At 54.0% G+C, this 16300-nt stretch carries 12 protein-coding genes; 7 read left to right on the top strand and 5 right to left on the bottom strand.

Annotated features, from left to right (window positions below):
• The first annotated feature begins 18 nt into the window (after positions 1-18).
• From CIK95_RS07390 to CIK95_RS07370, 5 genes are all read left to right on the top strand, one after another.
• A complete protein-coding gene (locus tag CIK95_RS07390; protein WP_094466667.1) occupies positions 19-342 on the top strand; it encodes a hypothetical protein in 324 nt (107 codons plus the stop codon).
• Positions 343-367: 25 nt separating this feature from the next.
• On the top strand, positions 368-2149 hold the full coding sequence (locus CIK95_RS07385; protein ID WP_094385028.1) for a biotin/lipoyl-binding protein: 1782 nt from the start codon (positions 368-370) through the stop codon (positions 2147-2149).
• The gene (locus CIK95_RS07380; protein WP_094466666.1) at positions 2142-2675 is read left to right on the top strand and encodes an HD domain-containing protein; all 534 of its coding nucleotides are present in this window, start codon (positions 2142-2144) and stop codon (positions 2673-2675) included. Before CIK95_RS07385 ends, CIK95_RS07380 begins: the two co-directional genes overlap by 8 nt.
• Before the next feature lie 59 nt (positions 2676-2734).
• Positions 2735-5560, top strand: coding sequence for a putative LPS assembly protein LptD (locus CIK95_RS07375; protein ID WP_022311630.1), 2826 nt, complete (start codon positions 2735-2737; stop codon positions 5558-5560).
• A gap of 202 nt (positions 5561-5762) precedes the next feature.
• Positions 5763-8348, top strand: coding sequence for a C10 family peptidase (locus CIK95_RS07370; RefSeq protein WP_094466665.1), 2586 nt, complete (start codon positions 5763-5765; stop codon positions 8346-8348).
• Between the two features lie 389 nt (positions 8349-8737).
• On the opposite strand, the gene CIK95_RS07365 is transcribed toward CIK95_RS07370, so the two are convergent.
• Positions 8738-10987 (bottom strand): cation:proton antiporter, encoded by a 2250-nt coding sequence (locus tag CIK95_RS07365; protein ID WP_094466664.1) that lies wholly within the window; start codon positions 10985-10987, stop codon positions 8738-8740.
• Positions 10988-11056: 69 nt separating this feature from the next.
• On the bottom strand, positions 11057-12280 hold the full coding sequence (gene pepT, locus CIK95_RS07360) for a peptidase T (RefSeq protein WP_022311634.1): 1224 nt from the start codon (positions 12278-12280) through the stop codon (positions 11057-11059).
• A 29-nt stretch (positions 12281-12309) separates the two neighbouring features.
• On the opposite strand from pepT, the gene CIK95_RS12855 reads away from it, so the two are divergent.
• Positions 12310-12492, top strand: a complete 183-nt coding sequence (locus CIK95_RS12855; RefSeq protein ID WP_144007773.1) for a hypothetical protein — start codon at positions 12310-12312, stop codon at positions 12490-12492.
• A 143-nt stretch (positions 12493-12635) separates the two neighbouring features.
• On the opposite strand, the gene CIK95_RS07355 is transcribed toward CIK95_RS12855, so the two are convergent.
• Both CIK95_RS07355 and CIK95_RS07350 read right to left on the bottom strand, forming a co-directional pair.
• Positions 12636-13592, bottom strand: a complete 957-nt coding sequence (locus CIK95_RS07355; protein ID WP_094385016.1) for a D-2-hydroxyacid dehydrogenase — start codon at positions 13590-13592, stop codon at positions 12636-12638.
• 28 nt (positions 13593-13620) lie between these two features.
• On the bottom strand, positions 13621-14901 hold the full coding sequence (locus tag CIK95_RS07350; RefSeq protein ID WP_094385014.1) for a replication-associated recombination protein A: 1281 nt from the start codon (positions 14899-14901) through the stop codon (positions 13621-13623).
• A 122-nt stretch (positions 14902-15023) separates the two neighbouring features.
• Here CIK95_RS07350 and CIK95_RS07345 point away from each other — a divergent pair, with 122 nt between their 5' ends.
• Positions 15024-15839 carry a hypothetical protein gene (locus CIK95_RS07345; protein ID WP_094466663.1) on the top strand — a complete coding sequence of 272 codons (816 nt, stop codon included), beginning with the start codon at positions 15024-15026 and terminating at the stop codon, positions 15837-15839.
• 133 nt (positions 15840-15972) lie between these two features.
• On the opposite strand, the gene CIK95_RS07340 is transcribed toward CIK95_RS07345, so the two are convergent.
• The gene (locus CIK95_RS07340; protein WP_094466662.1) at positions 15973-16263 is read right to left on the bottom strand and encodes a hypothetical protein; all 291 of its coding nucleotides are present in this window, start codon (positions 16261-16263) and stop codon (positions 15973-15975) included.
• Positions 16264-16300 lie beyond the last annotated feature (37 nt).

Here is a 16300-nt window from a genome sequence, read left to right as displayed (position 1 = left end):
CTCATCTGCGGCACTCTCATGGATAAAGGGATGCCCACGGCAAAAGTCGCCGCAAAGTTACTCATAAATTATGAGAAACAGGGAGGAAGCGACTATTTTTTTATAAATAAAGCCACGGCCGAGGGCGACAGCGAGGGCAAGAAGGGGGATAACCCGCCTGCAACGCGGCACAATGGGGGCGCTGACGAAGAGGAAAACAAGGGGAAAGGAAAGCCAAATGAGTGGGCCAGAAGTCAACAATGGAAGCGAAATGGGACAATTAAATTCCACCAAAGAACAAAAAAAAGCAGCAATCATGAGCTAATTGGTTTTTTTTGTATAATTTTGCACCTTGAAATATAGTGATATTAAAAATATTATCGATAATATGAAGAAGAAAATTCAGTTCAGTCTCGTGTATAGAGATATGTGGCAGAGCTCTGGTAAGTTCCAGCCACGCAAGGACCAGTTGGAGCGCATCGCTCCGGTAATCATTGAGATGGGTTGCTTCAGTCGCGTGGAGACCAACGGTGGTGCCTTTGAGCAGGTGAACCTTCTGGCCGGTGAGAATCCTAACGACGCCGTGCGCGCATTCTGCAAACCTTTCAATGAGGTGGGCATCCAGACCCACATGCTTGACCGCGGTCTCAACGCGCTGCGCATGTATCCCGTGCCCGACGATGTACGAGCTCTGATGTACAAGGTTAAGGCCAAGCAGGGTACCAACATCACCCGTATCTTTGACGGTCTGAACGATGTTCGCAATATCAAGCCCTCTATCAAGTGGGCCAAGGAGGGCGGCATGATTCCCCAGTGCGCTCTGTGTATAACTACATCTCCCGTACATACTCTTGAATATTACAACAATATCGCCGACGAGCTGATAGAGGCTGGCGCCGAGGAAATCTGTTTGAAGGACATGGCCGGTATCGGTCAGCCCGCATTCCTGGGCAAGCTCACCAAGATGATTAAGGACAAGCATCCCGAAATCATCATCCAGTATCACGGCCACTCTGGTCCTGGCCTGTCTATGGCCAGCATCCTTGAGGTCTGCAACAACGGTGCCGACATCATCGACGTAGCCATCGAGCCGCTGTCATGGGGTAAGGTGCATCCAGACGTAATCTCTGTCATCAGCATGCTCAAGAACGAGGGCTTCGAGGTACCCGAAATCAACATGAGTGCCTACATGAAGGCTCGCGCTCTTACCCAGGAGTTTATCGACGAGTGGCTCGGCTACTTCATCAACCCCGGTAACAAGATTATGTCTTCGCTCCTGCTCGGCTGCGGTCTGCCCGGCGGTATGATGGGTTCTATGATGGCCGACCTTGGCGGTATGCGCACTACTATCAACAACGTACGCAAGAAGAAGGGTGAGGACGAGCTGTCTATGGACGATCTGCTCATCAAGCTCTTCGATGAGGTTGAGTATGTATGGCCTCGCGTGGGCTATCCTCCACTGGTTACTCCTTTCAGCCAGTATGTCAAGAACATCGCGCTGATGAACCTGCTGACTATCGAGCAGGGCAAGGGCCGCTTTGTGATGATGGACGAGGCTATGTGGGGTATGATTCTCGGCAAGAGTGGCAAGATTCCTGGCACCATCGCTCCCGAGCTGGTAGAGTTGGCTCAGAAGCAGGGCCGCGAGTTTACCGATGTCGACGCCCACACACTGCTCACCGACGCCCTCGATGACTTCCGCAAGGAGATGGACGAGAACGGTTGGGAGTATGGTCAGGACGATGAGGAGCTGTTCGAGCTGGCTATGCACCCCGAGCAGTATCGCAACTTCAAGAGCGGCCAGGCTAAGAAGAACTTCCTCGCCGACCTGCAGAAAGCCAAAGATGCAAAGATGGGAAGCCAGTTGAGCGCCGAGCAGTTGGCTGCTTTCAAGCACGCAAAGGCCGATGCAATCGTATGTCCGGTCAAAGGACAGCTGTTCTGGGAATTCCAGGGCGACGGCGAGGCTGCTCCTGCTGTTGAGCCATTCATCGGCAAAGAATACAAGGAAGGCGACGCATTCTGCTACATACAGGCTCCTTGGGGCGAGTTTGTTGAGGTCAAGGCAGACCTTGGCGGCAAACTCGTAGAGATTAACGCCAAGCAGGGCGCCAAGGTTCGCAAGGGCGACGTGATAGCTTATATTCAGCGCCCCGAGGCAGATGCATAATCAGATAATAGACAAATACTATCCGGAGGACAACGACCTCCGGAATATACTCATTACGCACAGCACGCTCGTTATGCAGCGTGCTGTGCGCATTTGTGATGCCCATCCCGAACTGCACATCGACCGCCAGTTTGTCATCGAGGCTGCCATGCTCCACGACATCGGCATCTTCCGCTGCCATGCGCCGTCGATACACTGCATGGGCGACGAGCCCTACATCTGTCATGGACGGATAGGAGCCGAACTCATGCGCGCCGAAGGTTATCCGCGACACGCCCGGGTATGCGAGCGCCACACCGGAGCCGGACTTACCAAGCACGACATCATCAGCCAGAAGCTGCCGTTGCCCGAAGAGGACTTTCTGCCCGAAACCATCGAGGAGAAGGTCATCTGCTATGCCGACAAGTTCTACTCCAAGACCCGTCTCAACCACGCAAAGAGTTTCGAAGAGGCCCTTCGCAGTCTCCAGAAGTTCGGAGAAGAGGGCGTTTTGCGCTTCCGCGAATGGAAAAATCTCTTCGAATAGCGTTAAAATTGAGAAAACAGATAGTAATTAGTCATTAATTCTTTAACTTTGCAGTCTTAATGAAGACTAAAACGCTTATAGTAATCTTCCTGTTTGCCATCATCTTTGTGATGGCCAAGACCACCACACCCTCGGGTCAGAAGCGAAACAGGAAGGTGAAAAACGACACCATCGCCCTGAAAGACTCCATTAAGAAAGACATCACCCCCACCCTTCCCGCCATTGATACCACCAAGATGGACTCGCTCCAACTGGCCATATATCACCACAACAAAGCCATCGATGACTCGATACGCCTCGACTCTATCAACCGAGCCAAGAAGAACGGCATCGACGCGCCGGTAAGCTACAAGGGCAACGACTCGCTGGTCTACGACGCCAAAGCCAAACGTGCCTATATCTACGGCGAGGCCAATGTGAAGTACGAGAACATGGACCTGACCAGCGACCGCATCGCCTTGAGCATGGACAGCAGTCTGGTACACGCCGTGGGTACCCCCGACTCGCTCGAGAAGGGCGGCATACGCAACAAGCCGGTATTCAAGATGGGCGACACCGAATACCAGAGCGATACCATGGCCTTCAACTTCAAGACCAAGAAGGGATTCATCAATAATGTGACCACCCACCAGGAGGAAGGCTATCTCAGCAGCCAGTTGTCCAAGCGCAACGACAAGGGAGAAATCTTCCTCAAGCATGGACGTTACACCACCTGCGACGCCGAGCACCCCGACTTCTACATCGCGCTGTCGCGAGCCAAGGTGCGCCCCGGCAAGGATGTGGTGTTCGGTCCCGCCTATCTCGTGGTGGCCGACGTGCCGCTGCCGCTGGCCATCCCCTATGGTTTCTTCCCCTTCAGCAAGAGCTATTCTTCAGGTTTCATCATGCCGAGCTATGGCGACGAGCAAGACCGTGGTTTCTATCTGCGCGATGCCGGTTACTACTTCGCCATGAGCGACAAGTGGGACCTCAAACTCTTGGGTGAGATTTATACCAAGGGCTCATGGGGACTCAGCGCAGCCTCCAACTACCGCAAGCGTTACAAATACAACGGTAGTTTCTTAGGTAGCTTCCAGGACACACGTACCGGTGACAAGGGAATGCCCGACTACTCCCGACAGACCAGCTTCAAGATACAGTGGAGTCACCGTCAGGATGCCAAGGCCAATCCGTTCAACACGCTGTCGGCAAGCGTCAACTTCGCCACAAGCAGCTATGAGCGCAACAACCTGTACAGTATGTACAATCCGCAGACCATGACGCAGAGCACGCGTACATCTTCGGTCAACTGGAGCACCACTTTCTCGAGCATAGGCATGACGCTGAGCTCGACGGTGAACCTCAACCAGAACATGCGCGATACCACCATCGCCCTGACGCTGCCCGACATGAACATCTCCATCAGCCGCTTCTATCCCTTCCGTCGCAAGAACGCAGCCGGAAAGCAGCGCTGGTACGAGAAGATTTCGATGAGCTATACCGGACATATCACCAACTCCATCGACACCAAGGAAGACAAGCTCATGTCGTCCAATCTGGCCAAGGACTGGCGCAACGGTATGCAGCACAATATCCCTATCCAGGGTACTTTCACCTTATTTAATTATATAAACGTCACCCCGGCGTTCAACTTCACCGACCGTACCTACCTGCGTAAGGTCAACAAGTCGTGGGACGAAGCCACCGGCACCGTGGTCAACGATACCATCAACGGACTGCACAACGTCTACAACTGGAACTTCGCCATGAGCGCCAGCACCAAGTTGTATGGTTTCTATGTGCCCAGCCGCAAGATTTTCGGTGACAAGGTACAGGCCATCCGCCACGTCCTCACCCCACAGGTCAGCTTCAGCTACGCCCCAGACTTCGGTGCGGCGCGCTACGGTTATTACCAGACCTACCAGCGTACCAATGCCGACGGTAGCGTAGACCTTGTCGAGTATTCTCCTTACGAGGGCTCGGCCTTCGGTTACCCCACACGCGGCAAGACCGGCAACCTGTCGTTCAGCCTTGCCAACAACGTCGAGATGAAGATGAAGAGCGACAAGGACAGTACCGGCTTCAAGAAGGTGAGTATCATCGACAACTTTGCCCTGCAGATGTCTTACAACATGGCAGCCAAAGAGAAGCCCTGGAGTGACCTGGGCATGGATATCCGTCTGAAATGGTGGAAGAACTATACCTTCAACATGCACGCAGTCTTCGCCACCTACGCCTACGAGCTCGACAAGAACGGCCGGCCTTACGTGGGCAACCACACAGAGTGGGGCTACGGACGCTTCGGACGCTTCCAGGGTATGTCGCAGAACTTCTCATTCACGCTCACACCAGAGAAACTGCGCAAACTCTTCAATGGCGGTGACGACGAAGAAGACAGCAAAGAAGAGAAGGAAGGCATCGACACCGGCATCGAAAGCAATGTCGACGACGACATGATAGAAGGACAGCGCGGAGCCAAGAAGCGCAAGGACACCGGAAAGGCTGCCACCGACGACGATGGCTACATGCTCTTCTCCATGCCCTGGTCGCTCACCGTGGGCTATGGTGTCACCATGAGCGAGAACCGCGACATCAAGAAGTTCAACTACAACAAGATGCGCTATCCCTACAAGTTCACGCAGACCGTCAACATGAGCGGCAACCTTCGCATCAGCGACGGGTGGAATATCAGCTTCTCGTCGGGTTACGACTTTGAGAACCACAAGATAAGCATGACCACCGCCTCGTTGCAGCGCGATTTGCACTGCTTCAACATGAGCTGTCAGGTGGTGCTCGCGCCATACACCAGCTATAACTTCTCGTTCCGTTGCAATGCCGCCACGCTTACCGACGCGCTCAAATACGACAAGCGCAGTGGTTATTCCAACGCCGTGCAGTGGTATTGATGTCACATTGACACCCCATAAGCATACACAATGCCTGTTCAGAAGAAAGGACATTATCCACGCGTTTTTTCTTCGGAACAGGCATTATAAATATCATCAAATACAAAAAAGCAGCTATTATTCAAAATTTTTTACTGATTTGGTATAGAAAGTATATAAATAATCGTATATTTGCAGTTGACTATAACCAAACTAACTCATTATGCAAAAGAAATCTTTACTCATTCTGATGCTTGTGCTCTTTGTGAAGCTGGCGGCTATAGCCGGTCCACGCTCATTCGTACAGGCGCAAAAGATTGCCGAGAACCAGGCTTCCCGACTCGGCATAGTGATAGACAGAAAGGCACGAGCCAAGGCCAGAGCCATCAATGGCGTTGACAGCCACCTCAAGCAGGTAGTCGACTACTACGTATTTCCCAACGGAGCCGACAAGGGCTTCACCATCGTGTCGGGCGATGACCGTATGCCCGAAATCGTGGGCTATGCCGACAGCGGAACCTACGACGAAAACCAGATGACCGAGGGTATGGCCATGTTTCTCGATAGTTACAAAGCTATGGCCGAAGCCGTCAAGGCTGGAGACCCCGCCGCACTGAGTTTGCTCAACGAGCACCGCGCCATGACCGCCTCACCCAAGCGCGCATCGGCAAAGGTAGCACCTCTGTTGGGCCAGATACAGTGGAACCAGGGCTATCCATACAACATGATGTGTCCTAAATACAACGGCAACGACCGTTCAGCGACTGGATGTGTAGCCACAGCCATGGCGCAGATTATGGCGTTCTGGAAATATCCCAAGAAACTCATGGCCGACATTCCCGCCTACACCACCAGAACCAACGAAATCAGCATGCCAGGCATCTCCCAAGGCGCGACTTATGACTGGGACAACATGTTGCCACGATATGTAGAAGGCAACTATAAGATTCAACAGGCAGAGGCAGTAGCCAAGCTGATGCTGCATTGCGGCGCAGCGGTAGAGATGGACTACGGCAGCTCGTCGGGAGCCGTAGTGAACTACTACCATTTGACCAAATACTTCGGTTACGACGTCGACCTGATTGCCAATGTTTTCCGTGCCAACTACAGCATAGCCGAATGGGCCGACCTCATAGACCGTGAGCTCAGCGCCGGACGTCCTATACTCTATGGAGGTTTCTCTTCCACCAGCGGCCATCAGTTTGTATGCGACGGAAGCAACGGTTCTGGACTTTACCACATCAACTGGGGCTGGGGCGGATATCAGAACGGATACTTCGACATTACCATCCTCAATCCCAAAAAGGGCGGCGCCGGCTCGGGCAATGCCCCCGACGGATACAACCGCAACTGCGATATGATTATCGGCATCCAGCCCGACAATGGCATTGTAGACGAGCCATTGGTATTTACGCCCTCGTTGGAGATAAACAAATATACAAGCGATAAACTAAACACATACTTCAACATCACCAAGGACACACGTGCCAATGAGTCAGAGGCATTCAGCCTGTCTTTCGGCGATGCGTTGTTCTCCACCACCACAAATCCATTTAACGGCAAGTTTGCCTACGCCATCAGCGACGGCAAGGGCGGATATACCTTGATTTGCAATCCCAGGAACCTGAGCATTCCAACCGGTGAATTTGTTGAGACCAACTTCAACTTCGCTCCCAAGAACGGCACCTACACCATCTACGGCGTCTATTGCAAAAAGGGCGAGACCACATGGCACAAGTGTTTATATATCAACGGCATGAAGCCCATTACCCTAATTGCTACAACCGATAAGCTGGCCAAGGCCAACTCCTTGCTCAGCGCCACCATAACACCCGCAGGTAAAATAGTCGGTCTGGAAAAGGCCACCTTCAACGTGGAGGTGACCAACAATGGCAACGAAGACTACATCGGACTTATAACGCTACATTCCGGCAGAAACGACCAGGATTACAATAACACCCCCGGAGGCGACTGCTACATCAGTGTGCCTGCCCACTCGACGATTACACGCCAAATCACTATACTTGTAGAAGTACCAGAAGGCGACTTCTACCTCAGGGTCAAGGACGATGCGGGCGAGGATATATCGGTGCCCCAGAAATTCACTGCCGAAATGACCACAAAGCCTATCCTGGTACTTACGAACGTGGAGACCAACGTCACACCGGGCGACTACGAGACCGAGAACGCTTTCCGTTTCGGCAATAGGGTCAAAGCCCCCAAGATAAATGATGACTACGCCCTATTCAGGTATAAATTCAAAAATATAGGTGGTGCCGGTAAGGTGCAATACTTCATCTATTGCGAGGATGCAAGCGACGGCAGCAAAAAGTATTGGAAAGGTGGCTACAAGCAAATTGATGTGCCCAACGATGGTAGCGAACTCTATGTAGAAGAGACATGGAGCCCAGCAGAGGTAGGGTTTAACTTCATGATGGGCGGCATCGAGATGTCATATATCGACAACAACCTCAGCCCATTAATGTACGTAAACATGGAGAACTACTTCTATAATTTGGTGCTTGTAGAGGACGAGAGTCGGGGGTACAGACTGCCAGCCAATCTCCAGATTGTCTATGTGGCAGGCAAGCCCGTAGGCATCGACCATGTTGAGACCACCGGCGGCAAGGCAATCACTGGCGGCGAAGGCGAGATTATCATCCGTGCCGACAAGGCCGAGACCGTGGCCATCTACGGTATCGACGGCCGTCTGGTGCATCGCGTAAGTACCGAGGCTGGTGACACCAAGCGCGTAAGCGTGCCTGCGGGCATCTACATAGTCAAGGGTGCCAAGGTGGTGGTGCGCTGACCACATACGGCAAGACCATAGGCAAGAATCGAGGGCACCAACAGCAGCCCTCTCACAAACATAAGACAACAGCAGGCTCACCCGCCAATCAGGGAGAGCCTGCTGTTTCTGTTTATAGTAAGAGACGCCACCGTCGCCATGACCTCCGCACGAGCCGAGGGTACCTCGGCAACTCTGCTGACCATCTCTGCAGATGCGTATCGGACGATGCGGATATACGTATCGGACGGCACGGATGCGAGTTTCAGCCGATACGGATGTGAGTATCGGCCGGTTACAAGCAGCAAGGATAATGAGCATGAATGTGTAGGCTATAATGGCAAACCAGTAATAACACCTTAGGCTAAACGCAACCCTTTACCTTTACAGCAACGCACATCTCCACGCCATCAGGCTTGGAGCAGACGGTCAATACTGTCTCGCTCGCCCACCACCCAGATGACGTCGCCCTGCTCGAAGGGACGCTTGGGATTAATCATCGTAAGGTTCTGCTGCCCCTCTTCTACTCCCACGACCATGCAGTCATAGTTCTCGCGTATGCCGCTCTCGCTGAGCGTCTTGCCGACAAAGGCGCTACCGGCGTGGATGACGAGACTGTGCAGCCCCATCTCCCGCTTCTCTATATTGGGGTCTTCGGGCACAAGATTGCTGCTGAGTTCTATGCCGAAGGCATGCAGCTGCTCGTCGTTGCCGATGACCTGTATCTTGTCTTTGGGGAAGAGGATGGTGGAGCCACCGGGGATGTTGATGCGACGGTAACCGCGCAGGATGCTGCTCACGAGGACGCCGAAGCGCGCCCCCCACTGCAGACGGGCGAGGCTCTTGCCGGCGAAGGCGGAATTGAGGGGAATCTCAAACTCGGATATATGTAGGTCGCGGTCAAGCAGATGACCCTCAAAGAGCGGCCGCTTGCGCCCGCGCACCTGTGCCTCGATGTCGCGAGAGCGTAGGTTCTGCACAAAGAGTCGCTCCAGATGTATGCTGCTACGCTTCAGATTGCGCGACATCACAAAGATGGCTATCACGATGAGCGCCAGAGTGATTACGATGGCATTGGCAAAGCGTGCCAGATAGTTGCAGATATAGAAGAGGAACGCCGCGGCGATGAAGATACGCGCCACGATGGTAAAGAGCAGCGGCAGACGGTTGATGCGGTTGCCCGTCCAGAGCGCCTTGAACTCGTCGCTGTGGTTGTGCTTCATCACGATGGCGCGCAGGAAGGGCGAGATGAGTACCACCGTGACCAGGCCGCACACGCCGTTGGCCCACCAGTGGGGCAGTATCTGCCGGATGAAGGGCAGGAAGAAGGTAAACATGAGGGTGATGGTGGCGGTGGTGAGGATGCTGTAGATGAGCGCCGTGGTGAGCAGCTTGCGCATCAGCAGTCGCCAGTTGCCGCTTTCCACCGCACTCGAGTGGGTGGCAAGACCCAGATGGCCCAGCCGCCGCAGCCACCGCTTGGGCAGCCGCTTCTCCAACTGGTGGTAGGCGGGGTCGGCAGCCTTGATCATATAAGGTGTAAGGAAGGTGGTGATGACCGATACCGCCACCACGACAGGATAGAGGAAGTTGCCGATGACGTGGAGCGAGAGTCCCAATGATGCTATGATGAACGCGAACTCACCTATCTGAGCCATAGAGAAGCCGCAGCGCATGGAGTTGCGCAGTGTCTGACCGCTCAGGAGAAATCCCATCGAGCCCAGCACACTCTGGCCCACGAGGATGGTCAGCACAAGGATGACGATGGGCACGGCATAAGCGACAAGGATATGGGGGTCGACCAGCATGCCCACCGACACGAAGAAGATGGCACCGAAGAGGTTCTTCACAGGCTCTACCAGCTGGATTATCTTGTCGGCCTCGATGGTCTCGGCAAGGATGCTGCCCATGATGAAGGCTCCGAAGGCGCTGCTGAACCCCACCAGCGTGGAGATGCACGCCATGGCGCAGCAGAGTCCGAGCGCCACGATGGTCATGGTCTCGTCATTCATGAGCAGACGCGTCTTGCGCAGGAACATGGGGATGAAGAAGATGCCTACCACCAGCCATACCGTGAGGAAGAAGCCTATCTTGACGACCGAAGCCACCATCTGCTCGCCGTCGGGGTTGGCCCCGGTGGCAAAGGCCGAGAGCATCACCATCATGACGATGGCCATGATGTCTTCGAGGATGAGCACGCTCATCACCAGCCCTGCAAACTTCTGCTGCCTAAGCCCCAGGTCGTCGAAAGCCTTGTAGATGATGGTGGTGGACGACATGGCAAGCATGCCGCCAAGGAATACGCAGTCCATGCGTGCCCACCCGAAGAGGTGGCCCACCACGGTGCCGGCAAACATCATGCAGAGGATGATGGTGATGGCGGCTATCACGGGCGCCATGCCCATCTTGAGTATCTTCTTGAACGAGAAATCAAGGCCCAGGGAGAACAGCAGGAAGATGACGCCGATGTCGGCCCACATCTGCACGTCGGCCTTGTCTATCACCGACATGGTGTAGGGCATGTGGGGCGACACAAGAAAGCCCGCCACGATGTAGCCCAATACGAGGGGTTGGCGCAAGCGCTTGAAGAGCAGTGTGACGCCGCCAGCCACGATGAGTATGAGTGCAAGGTCCTTGACCAGAGCCGGAAGTTCAGCCATAAGCGTATAGGATAAAAGCGAAAAAGCTGCTCCTCAACAAGGAACAGCTTCTATCGTTATTGGGGATAATCAGTCGTTATATGCGGCGGTGATGGCACAGATGCGGGTGATGACCTGCACAGCCTTCTGCATGACCTGGATGGAGACAAACTCGTGGGGACCATGGAAGTTTACGCCGCCGGCAAAGATATTGGGGCAAGGGAGACCTCGGAAACTCAGCTGGGCACCGTCGGTTCCGCCACGGATAGGTTCAACCTTGGGGGTGACGCCTGTCTCCTGCATGGCTTTGAGCACAATGTCAATCACATGCATGTTGGGGTCTATCTTTTCCTTCATGTTGTAGTACTGGTCGCGCAGCTCAACCTTGACCGTGCCCTCGCCGTACTTCTCGTTCATACGGGCAGCGATAGACTCGATGAAGTCCTTGCGGTCTTCAAACTTCTCGCGGTCGTGGTCGCGGATGATGTAGCTCAGCTTGGCTTCCTCGCAGTGGCTGTCGATGCCCAGCAGATGGTAGAAGCCCTGATAGCCGTCGGTGGTCTCGGGGATGTCGGTCTCGGGAATGAAGGCGTTGAACTCGCAAGCCAGACGACTGGCGTTGACCATCTTGCCCTTGGCATAACCCGTGTGTACGCTCATACCCTTGATGATGACCTTGGCGGCAGCAGCATTGAAGTTCTCATACTCCAGGTTGCCCAGGTCGCTGCCATCCATGGTGTAGGCCCACTCGCATCCGAACTTCTCGACATCGAAGTGATGGGCACCCATGCCTATCTCCTCGTCGGGATTGAAAGCCACACGGATGTCGCCGTGCTTGATTTCGTCGTGGTCACGCAGATAGCACATCGCCTCGACAATCTCGGCTATACCCGCCTTGTCGTCGGCACCGAGCAGCGTGTGGCCGTCGGTCACGATGATGTCCTCGCCCTTGTGGTCGAGCAACTCGGGAAACTTGGAGGGCGACGACACGATGCCCTCGCTCAGCACGATGTCTCCACCGTCATAGTTCTCGACGATGCGGGGCTTGATGTTGGCGCCAGAGCAGTCCATGCTGGTGTCGTAGTGGGCAATGAAGCCGATGGTGGGCACCTCCTTCTTGGTATTGGCCTTGAGGGTGGCGTAGATGTAGCCCATCTCGTCCATCTCGACATCAGAGAGACCTTCGCGTTCCAGCTCTTCCTTCAGGTATTTGGCAAACACGAGCTGCTTGGCCGTGCTTGGCACAGTCTGAGAGTCTTCGGCAGACTGGGTGTCAAACTGTGTATAATTGATAAACCGTTGTACTAAATCCATATTCTACTTCCTATTACATTATTATATATGTGACAAAGTTAGCACAATTCGCCCGCAATTCAAAGCGAATGTCCAATTATTTTGCAGTTAAGCCGAAAAGTTTTCAGCAATCTGCAATGATGTCGGCGATGGCAGAGATGATGGCCGTGATGACAGACAATATCTTTGCGGGGTGCGAAATGGTTATTTCGTGGTTGGAAATAATGGTATAAAGACGGGAAATAGTCGTTTCGTGGTTTGCAACTATATCGTGGATAGCATCGGGAGAGACGGGGCGAGACAGCAGACAAAAAAACAATGGGCCTAATCTGACAGACAGACCAGGCCCACGGCAAAGGGTTATCTCAAATGGCGCTTAGGGATTGACCACATTCTGGGGATGGCCATCCTGGAATGCGCGGATGTTGTCGAAGGTGGCGTTGAGCAGTCGCTGGCGCGCCTCGACCGATGCCCATGCGATGTGGGGCGTGATGAAGGCGTTGGGCTGGGCGAAGAGCGGATTGTCGGCAGCCGGCGGTTCGCTGCACATCACGTCGGCACCATAGCCGCCAAGCTGTCCAGAGGCAAGAGCCTCGGCCACATCAGCCTCATTGACCAGAGGGCCTCGGCCGGTATTGACCAGCAGGGCGCCACGCTTCATGCGGGCGAGGGTGCGGGCGTTGATGAGCTCGTGGGTATCGGGGGTGAGCGGGCAGTGGAGAGTAAGGATGTCACTCACACCGAAGAGTCCCTCAAGGGTGGTCTTCTGGATATAGTCGGGGAGGTCGATGGAGTTCTTGCTGGTGAAGGCAAAGACATCCATACCAAACTCGCGGGCTATGCTTGCCACCTTGGCACCGATATGGCCGAGGCCCACGATGCCGAGGGTCTTGCCGGCGAGCTCGCTCACGGGCAAATCCCAGTAGCAGAAGTCGGGCGCTGCCGACCAACGTCCCTCGCGGGTCTGGCGGGCATAGTGGGCCACGCGGTTGGTCATGTTGAGTATCTGTGCAAAGACCATCTGCGCCACACTGTCGGTGCTGTAGGCAGGCACGTTGCACACGGTGATGCCCAAGTCGCGGGCCGCCAGGGTGTCGATGGTGTTGTATCCCGTGGCCAATACGCATATCAGCCGCAGGTTGGGCAGCTGCTCAAGCGTCTGCCGCGTGAGTGTCACCTTGTTGGTTACTATGATTTCTGCATCATGCGCACGCTCGACTACCTCTGAAGGCTGCGTGCGGTCGTACACCGTTACCTCGCCCATCTCTTTGAGGGGTTCCCAGGTAAGATCGCCCGGATTGGACGCATATCCGTCTAATAATACTATTTGCATATCCAATAATACTATATTCATTGTTGGTTTACTTGTCATCTTTATATCTGTCGCCCCAGTATTGCAGCATGCGCTGATAGAGTTTCTCCTCGGAAGGACTGTGCTGGGCGTGCCAGAAGCGGCGGCTGCCCAACTCGGAGGGGAGATAGGACTGGGCAACAAAGTTGCCGGGATAGTCATGGGGATAGAGATAGCCGTCGTGATAGCCCAGTTCCTTCATGAGTGCCGTGGGGGCGTTGCGTATGGGCAGCGGCACGGGCAGATTGCCAGTGGCGCGCACGGCGGCAAGGGCTTCGTCGATTGCGAGATAGGCAGAATTGCTCTTGGGACTGGTGGCGAGATAGACCACAGCCTCGGCAAGCGCAATGCGGCCCTCGGGCCATCCTATCTTGTTGACCACATCAAAGGCGGTATTGGCCATAAGCAGGGCATTGGGGTTGGCGAGTCCCACATCTTCGGCGGCGCTTATCACCACGCGGCGGGCTATGAACTTGGGGTCTTCGCCTCCCTCTATCATGCGCGCCATCCAGTAGAGGGCGGCATCGGGGTCGCTGCCACGGATGCTCTTGATAAAGGCAGAGATGATGTCGTAGTGCATCTCGCCGTCCTTATCGTAAGCCAAGGGGTTCTGCTGAAGCCGCTCTTCGACCATCTCGTCGGTGATGGTCACCTCGTCGTCGGTAGAAGCACTGATGACGAGCTCGAGGATATTGAGCAGTTTGCGCGCATCGCCACCGCTATAGCGCAGCAGCGCATCGGTCTGCTGCAGATGGATATGGCGCTTGGAGAGTTCGACATCCTGGGTCACGGCACGATGAAGAAGCGAGAGCAGATCGGAAGCCTCGAGCGACTTGAGGACATAGAGCTGGCATCGGGAGAGCAACGGGCGGATAATCTCGAAGGAGGGATTCTCGGTGGTGGCACCGATGAGCGTTACCACGCCACGCTCGACCGCCCCAAGGAGGCTGTCTTGCTGGGATTTGGAAAACCGGTGAATCTCGTCGATGAAGAGTATGGGTGAGGCGGAATTGAAAAAGCGCCCACTCTTGGCACGTTCTATCACATCGCGCACATCCTTGACTCCACTGGTCACGGCACTGAGCGTGTAAAAAGGCACCTGCAACATGTTGGCAACAATCTGGGCAAGAGTGGTCTTGCCCACGCCAGGAGGTCCCCAAAGAATAAACGAAGAGATATGCCCCGTATCAATCATCTTGCGAAGCACCGCTCCCGGACCCACCAAATGCTGCTGTCCTACATAATCATCCAAGGTGCGCGGACGCATCCTTTCAGCTAACGGTTCACTCATAATTATTGCAAAGTTAATGATATTTTTCATATTGATACGATTTTTTTTGCATAAAAATTTGCAACTTAACGATTTGTTGTATACATTTGCAGCCAATACAAACTCCAAACTTTACACAAACAATGAAGCAAGACCATAAAGTTCTGACACTCAAAACTTTGAACAAGAGTAATATCTGGGACGCCCAAGAAAACGACATTTTCCGCCTCTGGGAAAGTGGCGAAAAGGAAGCCGATTTCAAAGACAACCTGCAGCATTACATGGATATTATCAGGAGTGGCTTTGAGCTGGAAGAGATAAAGATTGACAACCCCAAAGTCTTCGAGAAATACGAAGAGCGCGGATTCAAAATCGGACAAATCAAGCTCGATGACAAGCACGTACAGAAGTGGGCTGTCAAGAAGCGTCCTATCAACAGAGTCACCGACCTCACCTATGAAAATATACGCCACATCTCGGCTGCCAAGCTCATGGAGGTGCTCGAGCGCAACTTCGGCGGTGGTTGGGAATCGCTCTCACAGAGCATTCAGGATATCATCCTCAGCGGTTTTGACATCAGCACCACTACCCTACCCGCCAACCGTCTGCACAAGCCCGGCGGCATGTATGAGAAGAAAGTGAACGACGGTTTTGAGGTGCTCGAGATACCCAAAGGCTCATGGGTGGAGGCCATCTTTGCCAAACTGAAACCCGAAGTGGAGAAGCCCCGCTACAAGTCGGAATTTGACGAGGACGACAAGAAAATGCGTGACTTTGACGAGGATGAGGACGACGAGGAATTGGACGATGTCAACGAGGACAGCGGTGAGGACTATGACGAGGACGACGATAGCTATGACGAGGACAAACTCACGGAAGAAAGCTATCGCACCACTTTCGACACCGACCCCGAAGACCTGAACATGGAGGCTGAAGACGTAGCCGAAGAAGAGTATTAATACATCTTTTCATATAAAAGGAGGAAAGCCATTCTGACATCATCACGGTGTCGGAATGGCTTTCTTCGTTAATCGCCAGATAACCAAAGGCATGAATAGCGGAAGCGAGGACAGTGCCGGAGGATAGGCAGGCTTACTCGGCACTGGCAGAGACATGCTCGGCACCGGCAGAGACATGCTCGGCATCGACAGAGACATGCTCGGCATCGGCAGAGACATGCTCGGCACCGGCAGAGACATGCTCGGCACCGACAGAGACATGCTCGGCATCGACAGAGACATGCTCGGCACCGACAGAGACATTCTCGGCATCGACAGAGACATGCTCGGTATCGGCAGAGACATGCTCGGCATCGGCAGAGACATGCTCTGCATCGGCAGAGACATGCTCGGAAGTCGGACATGCAGAAACAATAATCCCCATAGAGGCAGGCAGTACCTACATCTATGGGGATAACGGT

It is taken from the genome of Prevotella sp. P5-108 (assembly GCF_002251385.1).
Taxonomy (GTDB): domain Bacteria; phylum Bacteroidota; class Bacteroidia; order Bacteroidales; family Bacteroidaceae; genus Prevotella.
Note: the sequence above shows the minus strand (reverse complement) of the source record. Positions and strands in the feature narration are given on the sequence as shown.